Origin of the sequence: Paenibacillus rhizovicinus, assembly GCF_010365285.1 — a bacterium.
GTDB classification, from domain to species: domain Bacteria; phylum Bacillota; class Bacilli; order Paenibacillales; family Paenibacillaceae; genus Paenibacillus_Z; species Paenibacillus_Z rhizovicinus.
Genome location: NZ_CP048286.1, coordinates 4064220 through 4081532, shown reverse-complemented (window position 1 = coordinate 4081532; position 17313 = coordinate 4064220). Strand labels below are relative to the sequence as shown.

Below are 17313 nucleotides of genomic sequence, written 5' to 3'. Positions count from 1 at the left end.
TTTGTCGATGAGTCATATGTATCAGGACAGATTGTCTACCACGTTTCTCATTATATGACGTTTGTCCTATTTCCGTCGATAGATAACATTTCCCATGTAAAGAGAACTCTAGCAATGGTTAGTAGCTAATGCAAGAACAAGCAGACTGCCCGGGATTCCCCCAGGCAGTCCTATGTCATCCAATTTAGTTCAGTTTAGGCAGACGCTTCAGATCGGCAAGAACTTTACCGACGATGATCGCTGCATCAGACCGGAGCAAGCTGGATTGCGGCTCGAACGTAAAGCCCTTCTTCGGATCCTTCGGATCTACCGGCGAACCCTGAATATAGCCCTTCTTGGCAATAGCAGTAACGGCTGCACGCGCGTAGTAGGTAATTTGAGCATAATCTTTGAACTGCTTCTGCAGATTCGCATTGATTTTGTTCGCATCCGTATCCAGTTTCGTATCCAGCGCTCTGGACAGAATGACGGCAGCCTCTTCGCGGGAAAGATTGTTCGTTGGTTCGAACGTCCTTGGCTGCGTGCCCCTGATAATCCCTTCACGGGCCGCGGTTTCGATATAACGGAAATCCCATAGTGCGTCTGCATTCACGATTCCCGGCACATCGTCAAAATGCAGTTTGCTAAGCTCATAGTTCAACGGAACGTCCAGAGCCTTGATCAGCATGCGGGCAAATTCGCCGCGCGATACGTACATATCGGCACCGAACTCATCCAGCCCTGCCGCATTCATGATGCCCTTGGAGTACATGGCCTCCATATAGTTACGCGCGTACGGGTGGCTAGTTACATCCGTGAAAGAGTACAACATCGATCCGGCAACATAGTAACCGAAATCGCTGAACGGAACCGTGATCGTATTCTTCTTCGTGTCGACGACGCCGCCGATATTCTCCCAATACTTGTTCTTCACGTCATAGCGGAATACGGTAACGATCGTACCGACCGTGTCTCGCATGCTTGGATCGAATGACAAGGTAAGCGACCCTTGTTTAGATGTCGTCAGAAGTCTGTCATCCGGCCGCAGATCATACGTTGGAACATCCGTTCCGTAGCTGCCTTTGGCGTTCGGGAACTGGTATGGATCCACGCCATATGTCAGCGGATCATAGTTGGCCGTCTTCAAATCATCAGCCAGGCCGGCATCGACCCAGAAGACCGGGCTCGCTTTGGTGAAGCGGTTCGGGAATTTGATTCTGAAGCTCGTACCAAAGCTATCCAACAAGGCATCAAAGTTCTGCGGCAAGGTTTCGAAATCATGCCGGTCTACGACGCCGTCTTCGGAGTTTGCAATTGCAAACAACAGTTTATGTCCCGTAAACACCTGATTCTTGTATTTATCCGGAGTGTTGTAATCTTTCCGAACCAATGAGGTTCCTTTCGGGAACGTCAGGGTTAACGAACCGTCGAACACTTTATTGGTGCTGCCCATCGCTTGTAGATATTGCGCACCAGGAATGTTCGTCGGAGCGTACGTAATATTGAAGAAATCAGTTGTTTTGTCATTTGCGTTGGAAATCGTAAACGTAATTTTGTTTACCCCAGGCTTAAGTCCTTCAACGACAGCATGATAAGCATCGTAATCGAAGGTACCGTCGTTATCCGCATCATACTTGATTTTCTCCGCGTTGACTTTGTTGACTACGACCGTTTCGGCGCTAGGAGCCTTAATGACTACCTCTACGAAGTTTTGATTCACGATCGCTTTGGTCGGCAGCAACGGGCGAACCAGGTCATACGGAAGCGCGATTGGATCGACTTCCAGACGGTAGCTGGATCTCGGGCCGGCAAGTCCGCTGTTGTAGACAAAGAAGTTATACACGCTGGAGCTGCCATCTGGATTCAACTGCTGCGTATCCAGAATGAACGAGAACGATTGCGTATACAAATCATAACTGACTGTTATGCCCGAGGCCGGATTATTAGTATTGATACTCGTATAAACAGTCTTTGTGTTGCTGTTATAGAGCTGCAGCTCATTTTGTTGTAAGTCCCAAGTGATAGGCGAAGTGAAATTCGTGCTATCGACTTTTAGAATGTATTTTCCCGCTGTCAAAGCGCCAATCGCAGTAGCGACGGCCGTTTCTGTCGTACCTAAATCAATAAAGTCGAAAGTTCCGTAAACCTTCATTTGCGACTTCTTTGTCGTATAGATGCTGCCCGACAACGTAAAGTCCATGTCATTCGGAATCGGATCGCTATTCACGTCATACGGGAAGACGCCAAGCGTATCCTTTGCCGGAATTTCCGGCAAATTTGTCGGTACCAGGTACACTTTAATTGTTTTCTCATAGGAGCTCTTCGTGCCTTGGTAAACGTAGCGAATCGAGTTCTCGCCCGTTACGAGCGCATCCAACACTTTTGCAGGATCGGCAGTAAAACGCGTTACAGCTCCATCCTGCGTTAATGGTACCAGGGTATTGTTGATATAGAAGTAGATAGTTTGTGGAACGTGAGTAGTCGTGTTTGCCACATAATGAATATCATCTGGATTGGAGATATTCAGAAGTTCACCAGCGAATGAATCCAATTTTCCCTCTACGAGGTTGGTTTGCCGGTTAGGATCTGTCGTATCGTCATCGATTTTCATATTATCGAATACTTGGTCAAAGGTCACATACGGACCGAAGAGCAGCGTAATCTTGGCCGATGCCGCAACATTCGTATTATCAAGCGAAACGTTAAGCGTCTGTGATCCTTCATAAGGCAGTCCGCTGACTTTGATCAAGTACCGAGTAAACGATGTCGGTACGCCGTTAACAACTTTCGTCACCGTATCCGGGGCAGCCAATGCTCCTTGCGTGATGCCTGAAGTCGTTGTAATTCCGCTGCCGCTTGTTGCACTCAAGATGGTGGCAGGAGTCGCTGATGCATTTCCGACCAGAACCTCGACCGCAAGCGGCAAATTATATATATTCTTGCCATCCAAGCCTACGCCTTCGATGCCATCATAAGCTCTGTCCTCTTTATATCCCGGCAGGTAATTGAACTGATAGACGTAAGGGGCGGCTGCGTTCAAGATTGAAAACGCATAAGTCGGGCTGGAATCAACGACACTTTGATTGTTGTTCAAGTACTTCTTCTCTTCGTTGACAGCCGATAAGACCAAGCTGTAATTACCGAAATTCAGTACGCTGCCCAAGTCAGCAGTCGCGTCTATCGTGAAATTATATACGAAAAACTTGCTCGTTGCCGTTACAGGAGTGGTGGTATCCAGCGTAGCTTGAATCGAACCGGATTTGTCTCCTGTCGTTGTGGTGTTATCGCCATCCTTCAATACATAGTTAACAGGAAGCACACCACTCGCCGGGTCCGGATGGGGATCCAGGATACCGTCATTATTCACGTCATTATACTGTTTGTTGGGAACGATTAATTTACCTGTCAACTTCGAATTATTCGGAGTCGTTGTGAGAAACTTGGGGCTGTACTCCAATGCGTTCTTGACGCCCCCGTCATCAATGTTAACATCATAGAAGGTAACGTCTCCATTATAGAAGGCGATCTCTCTCGTTGTTTTGACGGTTTGATTCTGGTTGGAGATCGAAATCGTGACAAGATTCTTTCCTTTTAATAAATTGATCGGCGAAGCGGCAAACGAATAGTTGTTCGTGCTGTTCACCGCATACGAGTGGCTGCTGTTGTTGACGTCGATCGTTACTTTGGTGGCGTTCGGCGCATTACCCGTAATGCTAATGTCGGCCGAGCTCTTGCCGCGGGAATATTGCGATTCCACGACCGTCGTTCCTAGTTCGCTAATCGGGAATACATTCCCGTCCAAGCTTGCTTTGAGGTCGTAAAACAACGGACCGTTCCGATAATTGATATAGATCGAGCTCGAGACCTGGCTGCCGCCTTGAATGCCCGTGAACGTAATACGGTTGAGTCCGGGGAACAATTGAAGGCCGTAAATCTGCAAGCTGAAGCCGTTAATATAGATATTGCTAGTCAAATTCTCGCGCGAATTTCCGATTTGATCATTAGTCGGATCAACATCGCCCTTCGTGTCGATGACTTGAAACACGCTGTACGTGATGCTGGATGCATTCACATTGTTAACGGATCCGTTCAATGTTACGCGCTCATCCGAAGTCGTGCGGGGGGATACAGGATCGTAACTCTCGTCCGGGAAGACAAAGCTGCCTGCAGGTGCCGGTGCTGCATTTGCAATAGACACGCCTAGCGGCGGCAATAGCTGTAATACGAGTGCGAGCATCAGTAGTAGTGCGCCTAGTTTCTTACTCACGGTAAACCTCCTCCAAAATGTAAATGCTTCAGCTGAATTCTGTATTGTAGTTATCGGTCGTATTTAGAAGAAAGTTTAGGCTCCGCGAAGAATTGAACCGGAATCGGTTTTTCAAAAATTGTAAAAAAAAAGCTTTGACCACTTGAAGGGTCAAAGCTTTTTTCAACCGTTATTTATTTCGACCGCGACTGCTCGGTTCGCAGCAGCAAACGCTGCAGGAAGCTGAGGAGCGGTCTTCGGGACTTGTCGACGATACCGATCAGCTCTGCGCCGATCTGAAGGAAGAAGACAAGAACCAGGATGACGCCGAAGGTAATCCAATTGGCGGCGGCGGATTGCACAATCGTAGATTGCAGCACCGCGCAAATTCCGAAGAATGCCGCAATCGCGTAAATAATCAAAACCGTCTTGCGGTGGCTGAAGCCGAGCTCGCGAAGGCAGTGATGCAGATGGCCTTTGTCCGGCGCGAAGATCGGTTTCTTGTTGATCCAGCGGCGAACGATCGCGAAGAACGTATCCGACAACGGAACGCCGATAATAAGCAGCGGTGTAACGAACGAAACCATCGTTACTTGTTTGAAGCCCAGCATCGAAAGCGTCGCAAGACCGAAGCCGAGGAAGAGCGACCCGGTATCCCCCATGAAAATCTTAGCCGGGTGGAAGTTATAGACCAGGAACCCGATAACGCCGCCAAGCAGCAATGCGCTTAGCAGAATAACAGGCGCGAAGCCCATGACTGCCGCCATGACCAGGATCGTGCCGATCGCAATACCCGAGACGCCCGCGGCCAAACCGTCCAAGCCGTCGATCAGGTTAATCGCATTCGTGACGCCTACGATCCAGAGGATCGTGATCGGAATACTGATCCAAGACGCTACGGGCTGCATCGCCTCGCCGAACGGAATGTTCAGCAGGTCGATCTTGACCCCGAAACCGAAGACGACTACGCAAGCCGCGATGATTTGACCTAGCAGTTTTACTTTAGCCGATAATTCGAAACGGTCGTCCAGTGCGCCGATGAGAACGATGATGGTTCCGCCTGCAAGCAGCGCGTTGACCAGGTTCTTATCGTAACTGCGGAAGAGCCCTTCAGGAATAAACGGTTGTATGGCGAAATAAGCGCCGATAAATGCAGCATATATACCCAAACCGCCAAGCCGCGGCATGATCTTCGTATGAACTTTTCGGTGATTCGGCTTATCGATCGCCCCGATTTTGTATGCCAGTTTAATGACCAACGGGGTGAGTGCCAGCGCGAGACATAACGCAATTATGAATGCGGCTGTATAGAGAACGACGTGACTCATTTCCATCTCCCTTTCATAGCTATCGCCGGATAGAATTATACGCTGTTTGCAAAAGAATCTCCACTCTCATTTTCAAGCAATTTTCACGAAATATACCGATATTTCGAACGCTTGGGCATGCTTTTGCGACATTTTCTTTCACTCACAGCGCTTTCGCTTCATTTTACGGCCGCATAACTACATGTCCGCAGTAACATAGGGTTCCATCAGGTTGCAGCTTCTATATCTAGATTAACGTAATTGAGAAGCAATTTGTTTCGCGGGCGTTCGCGCTTCGCGTTTCAACCGCTCGATTGCCGCTCCATGTTCCGCGCGCCATTGCGCAGACCCGTCAAGCAACCGCCCAACAGCTTCCGCAAAAGCATCCGGATCGAGCGATTCCGTCGTTCCGATCGGCTTCAAGCCGAGTCGGTTCAAGAATTGATCGATCTTGGGATCATAGGAAAGTCCGATCAGCGGCACCGACTGGTTCGCCGCATAGATCAGCGCGTGCAGGCGCATGCCGAACAGCGCGTCGCATCGGCTGACCTCGAGCAGCATCGCCTGCGGGTCATCGCCCGGCGACGCGATCTCGGCGGTGCTCTCGCCGAGATCGCCCAGTTGTTCCATCACCCGCAGGGACGCTTCCGCGTCCGACGGAGTGTGGAACGGGAGAAACCGCAGCCGCACCGCCCGGCTGCGGGCCAGCGCGCCAAGCGCGGCGGCTGCGCGCGCCAGGTCGGCCCCGTCCTTGCGCCAATGCCGCAAGGACACGCCGACCACCGGCGGCAGCGACGGCGGCGAATCCCCCGCCGCAGCTGCCGCCTGCGCGCCCGCCTCGGCCGCCCCCTCCGCGCCGGCGGCCCAACCCCCGCTTGCGGCTTCGCCCGCAAGCGGCAGCGCCATGACCGGATCGGGCACGACGTCGATCCGGTCACGCGAAACGCCCATCCGCCCAAGCAGCTCGGCGGATTCCGCGTCGCGCACGGACACGTACGCGCTGCGCCGCATCACGCCGCGAATCAGCCGGTCCATCCACCGGCGATTCACGGGACCGATGCCCTGCGCGTAAATAAACGTGGGCTTGCGAAGCAGCTGCGCCAGCTTGATAACGCCCGTATAATACGGGATCGTCGCGGCGCCGGTCGCATCCTGCAGCAAGCTGCCGCCGCCGCTGATCAAGCCATGGCTGCCGCGAAGCGCGCGAATGATTTCGCCGAGTTTCATCCGATGCACGGCTTCCACGCCGTACATCTCCGTCGTCCAAGCCGGATCGCCCGAGAGGACGACCGGCACGATTGTAACGCCTTGCTGCGCGCCTTCTTCTGCCAGTGCGAATAGGATCGACTTTAGAACCGCTTCGTCGCCGCTATTTCGAAATCCATAATAGCCGGAAATGACTACGCGCCGGATTTGAGCGATGTTTTGTTCGGTTTGAACCGCGGTGCCCATCGTTTCCATGCTCCTTCCACAACTTGCCAAACGCCCATCAGCACAAGTCCGATCAATGCGCCCAGCGCAAGGCCAAGCAAATCGCGAATCAAGGAAATCTGGAGCGGCGTATGAATATGCGCGAACGTATCGACCATGGACAGCTGCCCGATCGAACCCACTATGAATAATACCCACGCCGCGCGATATCGAAGCGCAACGAAGATACCGGCGAAGAAGAGCGGATGGGACAGCAGGAATTCTTTGGTTCTTGGCCGCACGCCGAACGTGTTTTCCAAGAAATTGCGGAACGTCAGTTCGAGCGACGAAGCCGAGCCTGCATTACCGGTACGGGACAAGTAATACATCGCCATAATGCCCAAGACCGCGGCCACGGCAACCCATAATACCGTAATCTGCATTTTCAGCACTCGCCTCACATTGCCGATAACGGACTCGCCGGTGTACAGCACCAGATAAAGCCCGGACAGCGCGATCGGCGCGAGATGAAGCAGGCTGACGCCGCGGAACTGTTCCAACACGAGCTTATACGTCATATTGTTGAGCAAGCCGACGACGAACGGAAGGCCGCACAAGGAAATCAATGAAGTTGTCGCAAAGATAGCGATGGCCATCAGGAACCGGCGTCCCGCGCTGATGCCTGGGAACACCCAGCGCATGCCGCCGTTAACGCGCCCTGGAGCGATATCGTCAGTGCCGCCGACAGGTCTGCGGTTGCCGACCGTATGCGTACGCACCCGGCGAATCGCCCAGATGACGGCCAGCGTCGGAGCGCTGATCGCCGCGCCGAGCGCAAGCCCCTGCTCGAATGTCGATTTGGACAACACGTACAGTCCTGCGCTTCCGATCAAACCAATAATGAAGGCCGGAACGGCAGCACCAGGCAAGAAAGCTTGGATAAGCAGCGCGATGAAGGCAATCGCCCCTAGCGCGACAAGCGCCTTAAGCGGCTTTTGCCAAGACGGAATCGAATAATCGAACTTCTCGGCCGGCCCAGGCGTGAAACCAAGCTTGTCCATTTTGGTTAGGAAGCCGTCCGGACCTTGCAAGGAGTTATAAATGTTTTCCATCGGATCCGTAATCATGGACTTCGCCGTGCTGCTCGAGGCAGCGGCATGGATATAGAACATCCGGATGCTCCGATCCTTCACGGCAAGCTGGAAACGGTCCGCAAGATCGATCGGGCTCTTGGCTGCCGCATCGCGAGCCGGGAGCGAATACAGTCGGGCTACATTATAATCCGTCAGATAGGCGAGCGTGCTCAGACCCTTCTGAGGAGTAGAATTCTCAATCGTCGTGATTCCGATTCGATGCTTGTTCAGCGAATCGGCAAACAGCGTCAAACTGCGCTGCTCCGCGTTGTCGGCATACCCTTTAACCGAGTTGCCGTCAAACAAAATGCGATTCACGCCAAGCGCTTGATACGAATCCAGCATCTTGTCCACTTCGGCCGCGTTATACGGGATACGGTCCGACAGCCGTGGAATGATGCGGAAACCGGCGTCGTGCAGCATTTGGAGCGTGGACGGGTCAGGCGGCATCACCTTCAGCATAGCATCCTCGACAGGCGTTTCCAGCTTCAAGCCGCTGCTGTCTTTGAAGCTCCAAGGCGATACGGCGATGCCCCAGCTTTCGAAAGTTGCTTCAATCATAGGACGCAGCGATTCCTCGTCCGCCTTCGAATTGAACAACACATACGTGTAATTCTCGTCTTTATCGTACGGCGTACCCGTCAGGTCGCTGAGCGTATCCGAGCCGTATAAGGAAACGCGCCCGATCCACTTCAGCGTCTGAAGCGAGGTTTCGTAGACGGCCATCGAGCCGATGCCGGCCGACTTCATTTTGACGAGCTCATCCTGAATGAATTGCTGCGGATGCGTTTTGTAGGCCGCGACTTGCATCAAATCACGGTAGTCGAAAATAATGTCGACCTGTTTAGACGTACGCTCCATCTTCCAACGCGTCGCGCCCACGGGCAACGCCGCGATAATACCGATGATGATCAAAATAACCAATACCGCAACGCCCTTGCGGTTCCAATGCTGCCAGTTCTGACGCACAACTTCCACTCCTTAACATATTTCCGGCGGGGATTGCCCCCGCCTGGAAGCTTCTGCTTATGCCTTGCTGTCTACGCGCTCCATCACGGCTGCCGTCAGCTTCCCGATGGCGTCTTTCGCCATGCTCAAGGATTGACTGCGAACGGCAAAATAAACTTTGATCTTCGGTTCTGTACCGGAAGGACGAAGGCAGAACCAGGAACCGTCCTCCAGCATGTATTTCAGCACGTTCTCCGACGGCAGGCCGTCCAGCCCCGGCAAGTAATCCAATACGGTCGCAACGCGTACGCCGGCGATTTCTACCGGTGGTTTGCTGCGCCAATCCTGCATGATGCCCGCGATTTGCTGCACCCCGTCTACGCCTTTCAGCGTACGGGACTCCAAATGCTCCAGATAGTAGCCATGCTGCGCATACAGCTCGAGCAGCACGTCGTACAACGTTTTCCCTTGACGCTTATAGTAAGCGGCCGCTTCGCAGATCAACAGCGAGGCAACAACCGCGTCTTTATCGCGCGCATATGTACCTGCCAAATATCCGTAGCTTTCCTCGTAGCCGAATAGGAACGTACGATTGCCGTTTTGCTCGTACTGGGTCATCTGCTCCCCGATGTACTTAAAGCCGGTCAGCGTATTGACGACCTCTGCGCCGTAGGAAACCGCAATGTCGGCGCCCATTTCACTCGTAACGATCGTTTTGACGATGACGCCGTTCGAAGGCATCTGGCCGCGTTCTTTCAGCGTGCCGAGCAAGTAGTTGACCATGATGGCACCGGACTGGTTGCCCGTCAATACGACGAACTCGCCCTCATTATTACGTACAACCGCGCCCATTCGGTCGCAGTCGGGATCCGTGCCCACAATAATGTCGGCGCCGATTTCCTGTCCCAGTTTGATCGCGAGCGCGAAAGCATCCCGCTCTTCCGGGTTCGGAGATTTGACCGTGCTGAAATAGCCGTCCGGCTGTTCTTGCTCAGGGACGATATGTACGTTCGACAAGCCTGCCTCCGCCAGCACTTCCCGCACGGGCATATTGCCCGCTCCATGCAGCGGCGTATACACGATGGTCAGATCCCGGCCAAGTCCGCCTTTCAACAGCTCGCTGTTCAAGCTTTGCGCGGCTACCGTACGAATATAATCGCGGTCTTCCTCTTCTCCAAGCCATTTCAGCAAGCCTTTGGCTTCCGCTTCTTCGCGGCTCATCCGCTTCACTTGATCGAAGGCAGTCACCGCTTGAATCGCGCCAATGACTTCCTCCGCATCCGCCGGAACGAGCTGGCAGCCGTCGGAACCGTAAGCTTTGTACCCATTATATTCAGGCGGATTGTGGCTGGCCGTAATGACAACGCCACTGGTCGCGCCGAGCTCTCGCACCGCGAAGGACAACTGAGGCGTCGGACGGAGCGCCTTAAACAGGTAGGCCGTCACGCCGTTCGCCGCCAATACCAACGCGGCATCCAAAGCGAATTCCGGCGAGTTGTTGCGCGAATCGTGGGCGATAACGACAGAAGGCGCAGACGACTTGCCAAGCGTCCAATTCGCCAAGCCTTGCGTCGCCTTGCCGACCGTATATACGTTCAACCGATTCGTTCCCGCCCCCATAACACCGCGAAGACCGCCCGTACCGAACTCCAGCTCGCGATAGAAACGATCCTCGATTTCCTTATCGTTTCCCCGAAGAGCAGCCAGTTCCTCACGAGTTGCAGCGTCTATAGAAGGGTCAGCAAGCCAAGCCTCATAACGTTCAACAGCCAATTGGTTCATCTCCAGCATCCTCTCCATGTATAATCTTTTCTTTTTCTTTTTCTTTCTGCTCCACAATGTTGTGCTGTTAGATTTCGGAATAAGCCCTGCTGAAAGAAGTGAGCCCGGAGGGCGGTGTGAAGCCGGAAAAGCGCAGCGTTCGCCTTTGTAGATGAATTTCCACCTATAAATGTCTTATTTAATCGGAAGAAATCCATCTACAACAGCGATTGCAGGCTCACACCGCCCGCAGGGCGAATAATCTTTCAGCTCAATTATTCCGGATCCTTCAGCGCAAACATGATCTCCCCTTCGGCCACCACTTTATCGCCCACCTTAGCGGTTGCTTGTCCCTTGCCGATCGGCCCTTTCAGGCGCGTGATTTCCACTTCCAGGATAAGCGTGTCGCCAGGCGTTACCTGTCCGCGGAAACGGAAGTTGTCGATACCGGCGAAGAAACCGATTTTGCCGCGGTTCGCTTCCACCATCAGAATCGCCACGGTGCCGACCTGCGCCAGCGCCTCTACGATCAATACACCCGGCATAACCGGGTAGGCAGGGAAATGTCCGGTAAAGAACGGCTCGTTCATCGTCACGTTTTTCAGACCGACGGCGCGTTTGCCTTCTTCCACCTCAAGGATGCGGTCAACCAGCAGAAACGGCGGGCGGTGCGGAATGATTTCCTGAATTTGTCGAATATCGAGCATTTCACGAACTCCCTTTCATCATGCATGTTATAAATTGCTTATTATTGTGCCACAATAAGGCCATCCTACACGAAACTGCAGTCGTGGGGTTAAGATAAGGGAGATTGAACGCGTAACGCTTGCAGAAGCGATGCCCGTGCAATCTCCTTTTTATGCCTTTATGCTTGCCGCACGTGATTCTCCTCGTGATTGGCATCCGCCGATGTGCCTTTCTTCGCTTTCCTGCCTTCCCGGTTCAACGTCATGAACAGCCCGATATAGATGAAGGAAGTCACGAACGAGAAGGCGATAACGCCCCATAAATAGGTGCGCGCCCAGGGCGCTTCGAAGAAAATAAAGCAAATGGCCAGGTAATACAGCATCGTCGTCAGTTTGCCCATCCAATTGGCGGGTACCGTCTTCTTGCCCCGAAAATGAAAATACGCGGATCCGACGATCATGCCTGCATCCCGAATGAATATCGCCGCTCCCGCGCTCCATGGAATATGACCCGTTACGAGCAAGGAGATAATAACGGCGATCATCATCGTCTTGTCGGCAAGCGGATCCAGCATGGAACCCACCGTCGTAACCTGTCCGTACTTGCGCGCCAAATAGCCGTCCAAAACATCCGTCACGCCCGCGAATACGATAATCACGAACGCCCACATCATATGATTCGCAGCATCCGACGCAAATACGACGATATAGACGGGAATTAACGCAAACCGAAGCATAGTGAGCAGATTGGGCACATTCATTACGCTTACGCCTCCTAGCCGGGCGATTAGGGTGTTCCCCCACACGGAATACTGGAAAACAGCATTCGTCACCGGTCGATGGGCTGCGTACACAGGACTTTGAGGTTTTCATCTCCCGGGGCAATCGGTTGCAGACATTCTCAACCATTATACCGCTACGCTGGAAAAAATAAAACCTCGTCCAATGTCGCAAACCCGCATCAAGCACCGCTTTCTTTTGCCTTTACCATAACGAAATCTGGGAGATTATGCACAATCCCTTCAATTTGGTTCCTCCGAAGCCGTTAATTAAAGAGACAAGATGAATCGGAAGCCGCTATCCGGCGGCGCGGCTGGTTCATCCCTTCTTTATAGAAGAAAGGTCCGGCTCATCGGCTTTCTTCTATATAAAAGGAAAATTCATGTCTTTGGAGGTAATGTAACAGCATGCGCATGAACAAACTCGTCGCCCCTGTCAAATTCCGGCCATGGCTCACCGTTGTACTGGCATTTGTCCTGACGCTCTCGTCCTTTGCCGGCCTCGCTTACGCAGATGATGCCGTCACGGGCATCTCTTTCGAAAATTCACCGTCGATGGCCCGCGTTTATATCGATGACGATGCGGTTCAGGTCGATGTCGTGGCTTCCATTTCCGGATCCGCATCCACGAAGAACGTAACGCTGAACGCTACATGGTCCACATCGAATTCATCCATCGTCAAAGTAACCAGCGGCCTCCTGACCGCAGTAGCCAAAGGTACGGCAACCATTAGCGCCAACTATCAAGGCTACAAGATTTCGCTGCCTGTCACCGTTGATTATCTATATGACAGCGTGACGATCAAGAATGACGGCACGGCGGTCGATTCTGCCATTAACGTGAAGCTGGGCGATACCATCGTCTACTCCCTGATGGCTGCCAAGAGCGGCGCGAACGATCAGGACTTCACGGCAGATGCAACTTGGACAAGCTCCAATACGAGCGCCGCTACCGTCGAAGACGGCGAAGTGACGCTGCTGGCAGCCGGCGAAACGACCATTACCGGCAAATATAAAGGCAGGACGGACACGGTGAAACTGACCATTACGTCGCCTTATAAATCGCTTACGCTTACGCAAGAAGACGGCACAAAGCCGGACCTGCTGGAGTTCAACATCGATACTGACTCGCAGCAGCTGACAGCTACAGCCGTAACGACCGACGGGACACCCAGCGGTCCAATCAAAGTCGTCTGGACTTCGAGCAGCACCGCCGTCGCAACGGTTGATAACGGCGCAGTAACGCCAGTCGGCGTTGGTACGGCAACGATTACGGCCTCGTATCTCGGCGTTAGCAGCAGCACCATGGTCGTCGTTAGACCGGCATACGAAGCCATGCGCATTACGCCGAAGGAAGATCAGCACATCACGCTGAAAGACACGCCGATTCAATTCAAGCTCGACGTGTTTGACGGCAACGACACTCCGATTCCGGTAACATCGGGAATCGTTTGGACTTCCAGCAATGTCTATGCCGCGACCGTTTCCTCGGATGGCGTCGTGTTCCCTAAGGGCGTAGGCGCCACGATTATCAAGGCAAGCTACAAAGGTCTCACACAGCAGTTGAATGTGACGGTGTATCCGACCATTACCAGCATTACGGCTGCCAAGATCAGCATCGACGCTTTCGTCGATGACAGCAATGTCACGCTCCCTAAAGTATCCGCAACCTCGCTTGCGGGAGACACTGTCGACGTGTCCAATCTAACGAACTGGACGAGCAGCGATACGACCGTATTCGAGAAGGCAGACGGTAAATGGACTGCGAAGAAAGCCGGCACGGCCGTTCTGACCGCAGTCGTGCAAGGCAAGACGGTTACGATCAAGGTGAACGTGCATGAGCATCCGCTCCTGCTGACCTCCGACCAGACCAACTTGTCCGTGGTAATCGGGAAAGACACGAAGCTTCCGACGATTACGATGACTTATGACACCGGCGAAGAGGAAGACGTCACCTCGCTTGTAACCTGGAAGAGTTCTTCGTCCAATCTGCTTGTGAAGGCACCGAATATCAAAGGCATTCAAGCAGCGTCCGCAACGCTCTCGGCGACTTATCTCGGTAAATCCGTGACGGTCCGCGTAACGATCGAAGAAGAAATCACGAAGCTGACCATCGACAATACGACGCTCACCTTCAGTCCCGAACGTTCCGCCACGCTCAAGGTCACAGGCGTGTACAAGAGCGGCAAGACCATTGCCCTCGGCGCCAAAATGAATTGGAGCATCAATCCCGAATCGCTTGCAACAATTAAGGGCAGCTCCATGAAGACGTTGAAGGAAGGTACGGGCACGCTGACCGGCGAATATCAAGGCAAATCCGTCAGCGTGACGATTTCCGTCATCGGCAAGCTGAGGAAGCTTACGCCATCGAGCAAAGCGCTTACCCTTGCGCCAGAAGGTTCCGAAACGGTGAAAGTCGTCGGCGAATACGAAGGCGGACGTTTGACGGACCTTTCGAAAGCAGTCGTTTGGACAACCGGCAACAGTAAAGTAGCCGTCGTAACGGACGGCGTCATCACGGCTGTCGCGAAAGGCTCGACGAATATCCGGGCCACCATAGACGGCAAGTCGGCAACCATCCGCGTATCCGTGAAATAGCAGCGCGAACAGCCTATCGGCAATCGAACAACAACAAGCCTGCGGTACCGTTCCAGAACGGCTGCCGCAGGCTTTTTCATGCCCTTCTGAGGGCCTTGCTTATAACCAGGCAATCCCGGAGGTGCATGAAGGGACGCAGACAGTAAAAGGCCTGCTTAGCTGAGCTAAACAGGCCGTTAAGCCGATTCAATCAATCGGCGAATATAAGATCGTACATATGCTTCCACGTCTCGACCTCGAAAATCTCAGCTCCAGGCCGTTTGCCCAACACCGCATAACCGATATACATCCCGCCGATAACAGCGAGAACGCACAAGATCGGCACGATGCTCTTAAGCAGCATCCACCTGATCACGCGGACGGCAGGATGACGCTTCTTGCGCGCAGCAGCCTTCGTCTCTTTCGCGGTCATTTCCCGTTCCGGGTGATTAGCGGTTCTGCGCGCATCGCCGGCCGTCGAAGCGCCAAGCAAATTATTGCGTTCCGCAGTCGTTACGCCTTCCAGGCCGGCTGCTGTTTCTTTCTTTGAATCCATAGGCATTCACTCATTTCCTATGCGCGCAAATTGTTCGCGAGCCCCATCATTGTATCGCTCGACGTCAACGCTCTGGCGCTAAGCTGATAGGCCCGCTGCACGCTGATCAAATCCGTCATCTCGTCAGCCAAGACGACGTTGGATTGCTCCAAATATCCTTGTTTAACGGCGATTTTCGATTCCGGACTAGCTGTTACATCATGCAGGACGGAAGCAGTAGCCACGCCGTCCGCAATGGCGAACAGATTATCCGATACCTGGTTCAGCAGCGCCGGCTTGTCCACTTGCACGAGTTGAAGCTGTCCAAGTTGAACGATTTGTCCCGCAGGCGACGTTCCGATCACATTGCCGGAGGCATCGATGCTGACTGCTTTCATTTCAGGCGGAATTTCAATCGGTTGACCGCTAGTCGAAGATACCGGGTAACCCTCTTTAGTCGTCAAGATGTTGATGCCGTTATTCGTAAAGCTCGTTTGGAACGATCCTCCGCGGGTATAGCCGAGATGGCCGGCATCGTCGACTTGAACCTGGAACAGGGCATTGCCTTCGATGGCTACGTCAAACGGTTGATCCGTCTGCTGCAATGGCCCCTGGGAGAGGTCTGGCTGCACCATGGTCAGGCGCGAACCCCAGCCTTGGTTGAATCCCATCGGCGTCAGCCGTCCAGGCTGGTTAAACGCCTCCGGCTGCTCCTTCAGCGTCGTCAGAAGATCTTCGAACGTACCGACCTTCTTCTTGTAGCCGACCGTATTCACATTCGCGATATTGTCAGCCAGCATGTCGAGCTTCTGTTGCAGTCCGTTCATGGACGCCATTGCAGTAATCATTGAGCCGTTCATTCCGTTAGCCTCCTTGGTTGCATAGGCGAGCAGTACTACTATGATGCGCATTAAAGCTGCATATCAGTACGACCAGCCCCCACCCTGCGTTGCTATACGCGAAGTTAAATGCGTCCAATTTCATTGACTGCTTTATCCATGCTTTTATCGTAAAATTGAATGACTTTCTGATTCGCTTCATACGCTCTGGATGCAGACATCATGTCGACCATCGACTGGGAAGCATCCACGTTGGAACGTTCCACGAAGCCTTGGCGCACCTCGACGCGATCTGCCGCATTGATCGGACGCGCGACCGTTTCGCCGTCCGCAAGCTTGAATTTGCCGTCGCCTTCGCGAACCAGCTTGTTCGGATTGTCCACTCGCGTAAGGAGCAATTGCCCCGCGCTCTGGCCGGTCACCGGATTAACAAGCCGATTGTCGGTCGTGAGAGACAGCTCGTTGAAGGTCATGCCCGCAGGAAGCTGAAAAGGTTTCCCGTCGGCGCCTAACACCCGAGAGCCGTCAGGAAGCGTCAGGAAGCCCTGTTCGTCCAATTTGAACTGGCCGTCACGCGTATAGCGCGTTTCGCCATCCTGGTTCTGCACCGTGAAGAACGCTTGCGGCTGGAAGATCAGTTGACCGTCCGCCGTTAACGCTTTACCGGAAGAATCGAAGTTGACGCCCGGCACGCCGATATCCGAGACGATAGCGAAGTCGCTGAACTGGTTCGTTTGCATCAGATCGCCTTGCAGGTTGATCTGCAGGCTCTCTTCCGCGAAGACGCCCGTATTCAGTTTACCGACCGACTTGCCGTTATCGATATCATTAGAACCTGTCAGGTGCAGCAGCATATCCGGAAAGGAATGGGTAACCGCGTATTTCTGTTTATAACCCGGCGTATTAATGTTAGCGATGTTATTAGTGATGGTATCATGTCTGTTCTGCTGCGAAATCATTCCGGCAGCAGCCGTATATAGACCTCTTAACATTGGAGCATCCTCCTGGCGCTTGTCGCTTATCCGATTACTATAACCTATCGTATATATCGGATAACGCCTTTCCATGATGAATAGACAGCCGCTATGTCTTAAGACCTATTCTGCAGCCTTC

11 protein-coding genes are annotated in these 17313 nt (G+C 53.1%); 1 reads left to right on the top strand and 10 read right to left on the bottom strand.

Translation table 11 applies throughout. From position 1 onward, the window contains the following. Positions 1 to 184: 184 nt before the first annotated feature. The 7 genes from GZH47_RS18325 to pgsA all read right to left on the bottom strand — a co-directional run bounded on the left by GZH47_RS18325 (position 185) and on the right by pgsA (position 12231). Complete coding sequence (locus GZH47_RS18325; protein ID WP_162642431.1) at positions 185 to 4246, bottom strand: S-layer homology domain-containing protein; 4062 nt, start codon at positions 4244 to 4246, stop codon at positions 185 to 187. Between the two features lie 173 nt (positions 4247 to 4419). After that, a complete protein-coding gene (locus GZH47_RS18320; RefSeq protein ID WP_162642430.1) occupies positions 4420 to 5553 on the bottom strand; it encodes a glycosyltransferase family 4 protein in 1134 nt (377 codons plus the stop codon). 231 nt (positions 5554 to 5784) lie between these two features. Continuing rightward, a complete protein-coding gene (gene csaB / locus GZH47_RS18315) occupies positions 5785 to 6984 on the bottom strand; it encodes a polysaccharide pyruvyl transferase CsaB (RefSeq protein WP_162642429.1) in 1200 nt (399 codons plus the stop codon). After that, on the bottom strand, positions 6933 to 9044 hold the full coding sequence (locus GZH47_RS18310) for a DUF5693 family protein (RefSeq protein WP_162642428.1): 2112 nt from the start codon (positions 9042 to 9044) through the stop codon (positions 6933 to 6935). The genes csaB and GZH47_RS18310 overlap by 52 nt, the downstream gene beginning before the upstream one ends. Before the next feature lie 57 nt (positions 9045 to 9101). Further along, positions 9102 to 10814 carry a phospho-sugar mutase gene (locus GZH47_RS18305; RefSeq protein ID WP_162645316.1) on the bottom strand — a complete coding sequence of 571 codons (1713 nt, stop codon included), beginning with the start codon at positions 10812 to 10814 and terminating at the stop codon, positions 9102 to 9104. Positions 10815 to 11059: 245 nt separating this feature from the next. Next, complete coding sequence (gene fabZ / locus GZH47_RS18300; RefSeq protein ID WP_161745759.1) at positions 11060 to 11491, bottom strand: 3-hydroxyacyl-ACP dehydratase FabZ; 432 nt, start codon at positions 11489 to 11491, stop codon at positions 11060 to 11062. A gap of 158 nt (positions 11492 to 11649) precedes the next feature. Beyond that, positions 11650 to 12231 (bottom strand): CDP-diacylglycerol--glycerol-3-phosphate 3-phosphatidyltransferase, encoded by a 582-nt coding sequence (pgsA, locus tag GZH47_RS18295; protein WP_162642427.1) that lies wholly within the window; start codon positions 12229 to 12231, stop codon positions 11650 to 11652. 426 nt (positions 12232 to 12657) lie between these two features. Between pgsA and GZH47_RS18290 the strand changes: the two genes are divergently transcribed. Beyond that, positions 12658 to 14847, top strand: a complete 2190-nt coding sequence (locus GZH47_RS18290; RefSeq protein ID WP_162642426.1) for an Ig-like domain-containing protein — start codon at positions 12658 to 12660, stop codon at positions 14845 to 14847. A gap of 190 nt (positions 14848 to 15037) precedes the next feature. Here GZH47_RS18290 and GZH47_RS34165 read toward each other — a convergent pair whose 3' ends face one another. From GZH47_RS34165 to GZH47_RS18275, 3 genes are all read right to left on the bottom strand, one after another. After that, complete coding sequence (locus GZH47_RS34165; protein ID WP_225446122.1) at positions 15038 to 15388, bottom strand: DNA-directed RNA polymerase subunit beta; 351 nt, start codon at positions 15386 to 15388, stop codon at positions 15038 to 15040. An 11-nt stretch (positions 15389 to 15399) separates the two neighbouring features. Beyond that, a complete protein-coding gene (locus GZH47_RS18280; RefSeq protein WP_162642425.1) occupies positions 15400 to 16221 on the bottom strand; it encodes a flagellar hook-basal body protein in 822 nt (273 codons plus the stop codon). 104 nt (positions 16222 to 16325) lie between these two features. After that, positions 16326 to 17192, bottom strand: a complete 867-nt coding sequence (locus tag GZH47_RS18275) for a flagellar hook-basal body protein (protein ID WP_162642424.1) — start codon at positions 17190 to 17192, stop codon at positions 16326 to 16328. Between the last annotated feature and the right edge of the window lie 121 nt (positions 17193 to 17313).

What these genes read in the sequence shown, in the direction of transcription:
- GZH47_RS18320 (WP_162642430.1), bottom strand. Translation starts at nt 5,553, where the DNA reads ATGAGTCACGTCGTTCTCTATACAGCCGCATTCATAATTGCGTTATGT.
- csaB (WP_162642429.1), bottom strand. Translation starts at nt 6,984, where the DNA reads ATGGGCACCGCGGTTCAAACCGAACAAAACATCGCTCAAATCCGGCGC.
- GZH47_RS18305 (WP_162645316.1), bottom strand. Translation starts at nt 10,814, where the DNA reads ATGCTGGAGATGAACCAATTGGCTGTTGAACGTTATGAGGCTTGGCTT.
- fabZ (WP_161745759.1), bottom strand. Translation starts at nt 11,491, where the DNA reads ATGCTCGATATTCGACAAATTCAGGAAATCATTCCGCACCGCCCGCCG.
- pgsA (WP_162642427.1), bottom strand. Translation starts at nt 12,231, where the DNA reads ATGAATGTGCCCAATCTGCTCACTATGCTTCGGTTTGCGTTAATTCCC.
- GZH47_RS18290 (WP_162642426.1), top strand. Translation starts at nt 12,658, where the DNA reads ATGCGCATGAACAAACTCGTCGCCCCTGTCAAATTCCGGCCATGGCTC.
- GZH47_RS34165 (WP_225446122.1), bottom strand. Translation starts at nt 15,388, where the DNA reads ATGCCTATGGATTCAAAGAAAGAAACAGCAGCCGGCCTGGAAGGCGTA.
- GZH47_RS18280 (WP_162642425.1), bottom strand. Translation starts at nt 16,221, where the DNA reads ATGAACGGCTCAATGATTACTGCAATGGCGTCCATGAACGGACTGCAA.
- GZH47_RS18275 (WP_162642424.1), bottom strand. Translation starts at nt 17,192, where the DNA reads ATGTTAAGAGGTCTATATACGGCTGCTGCCGGAATGATTTCGCAGCAG.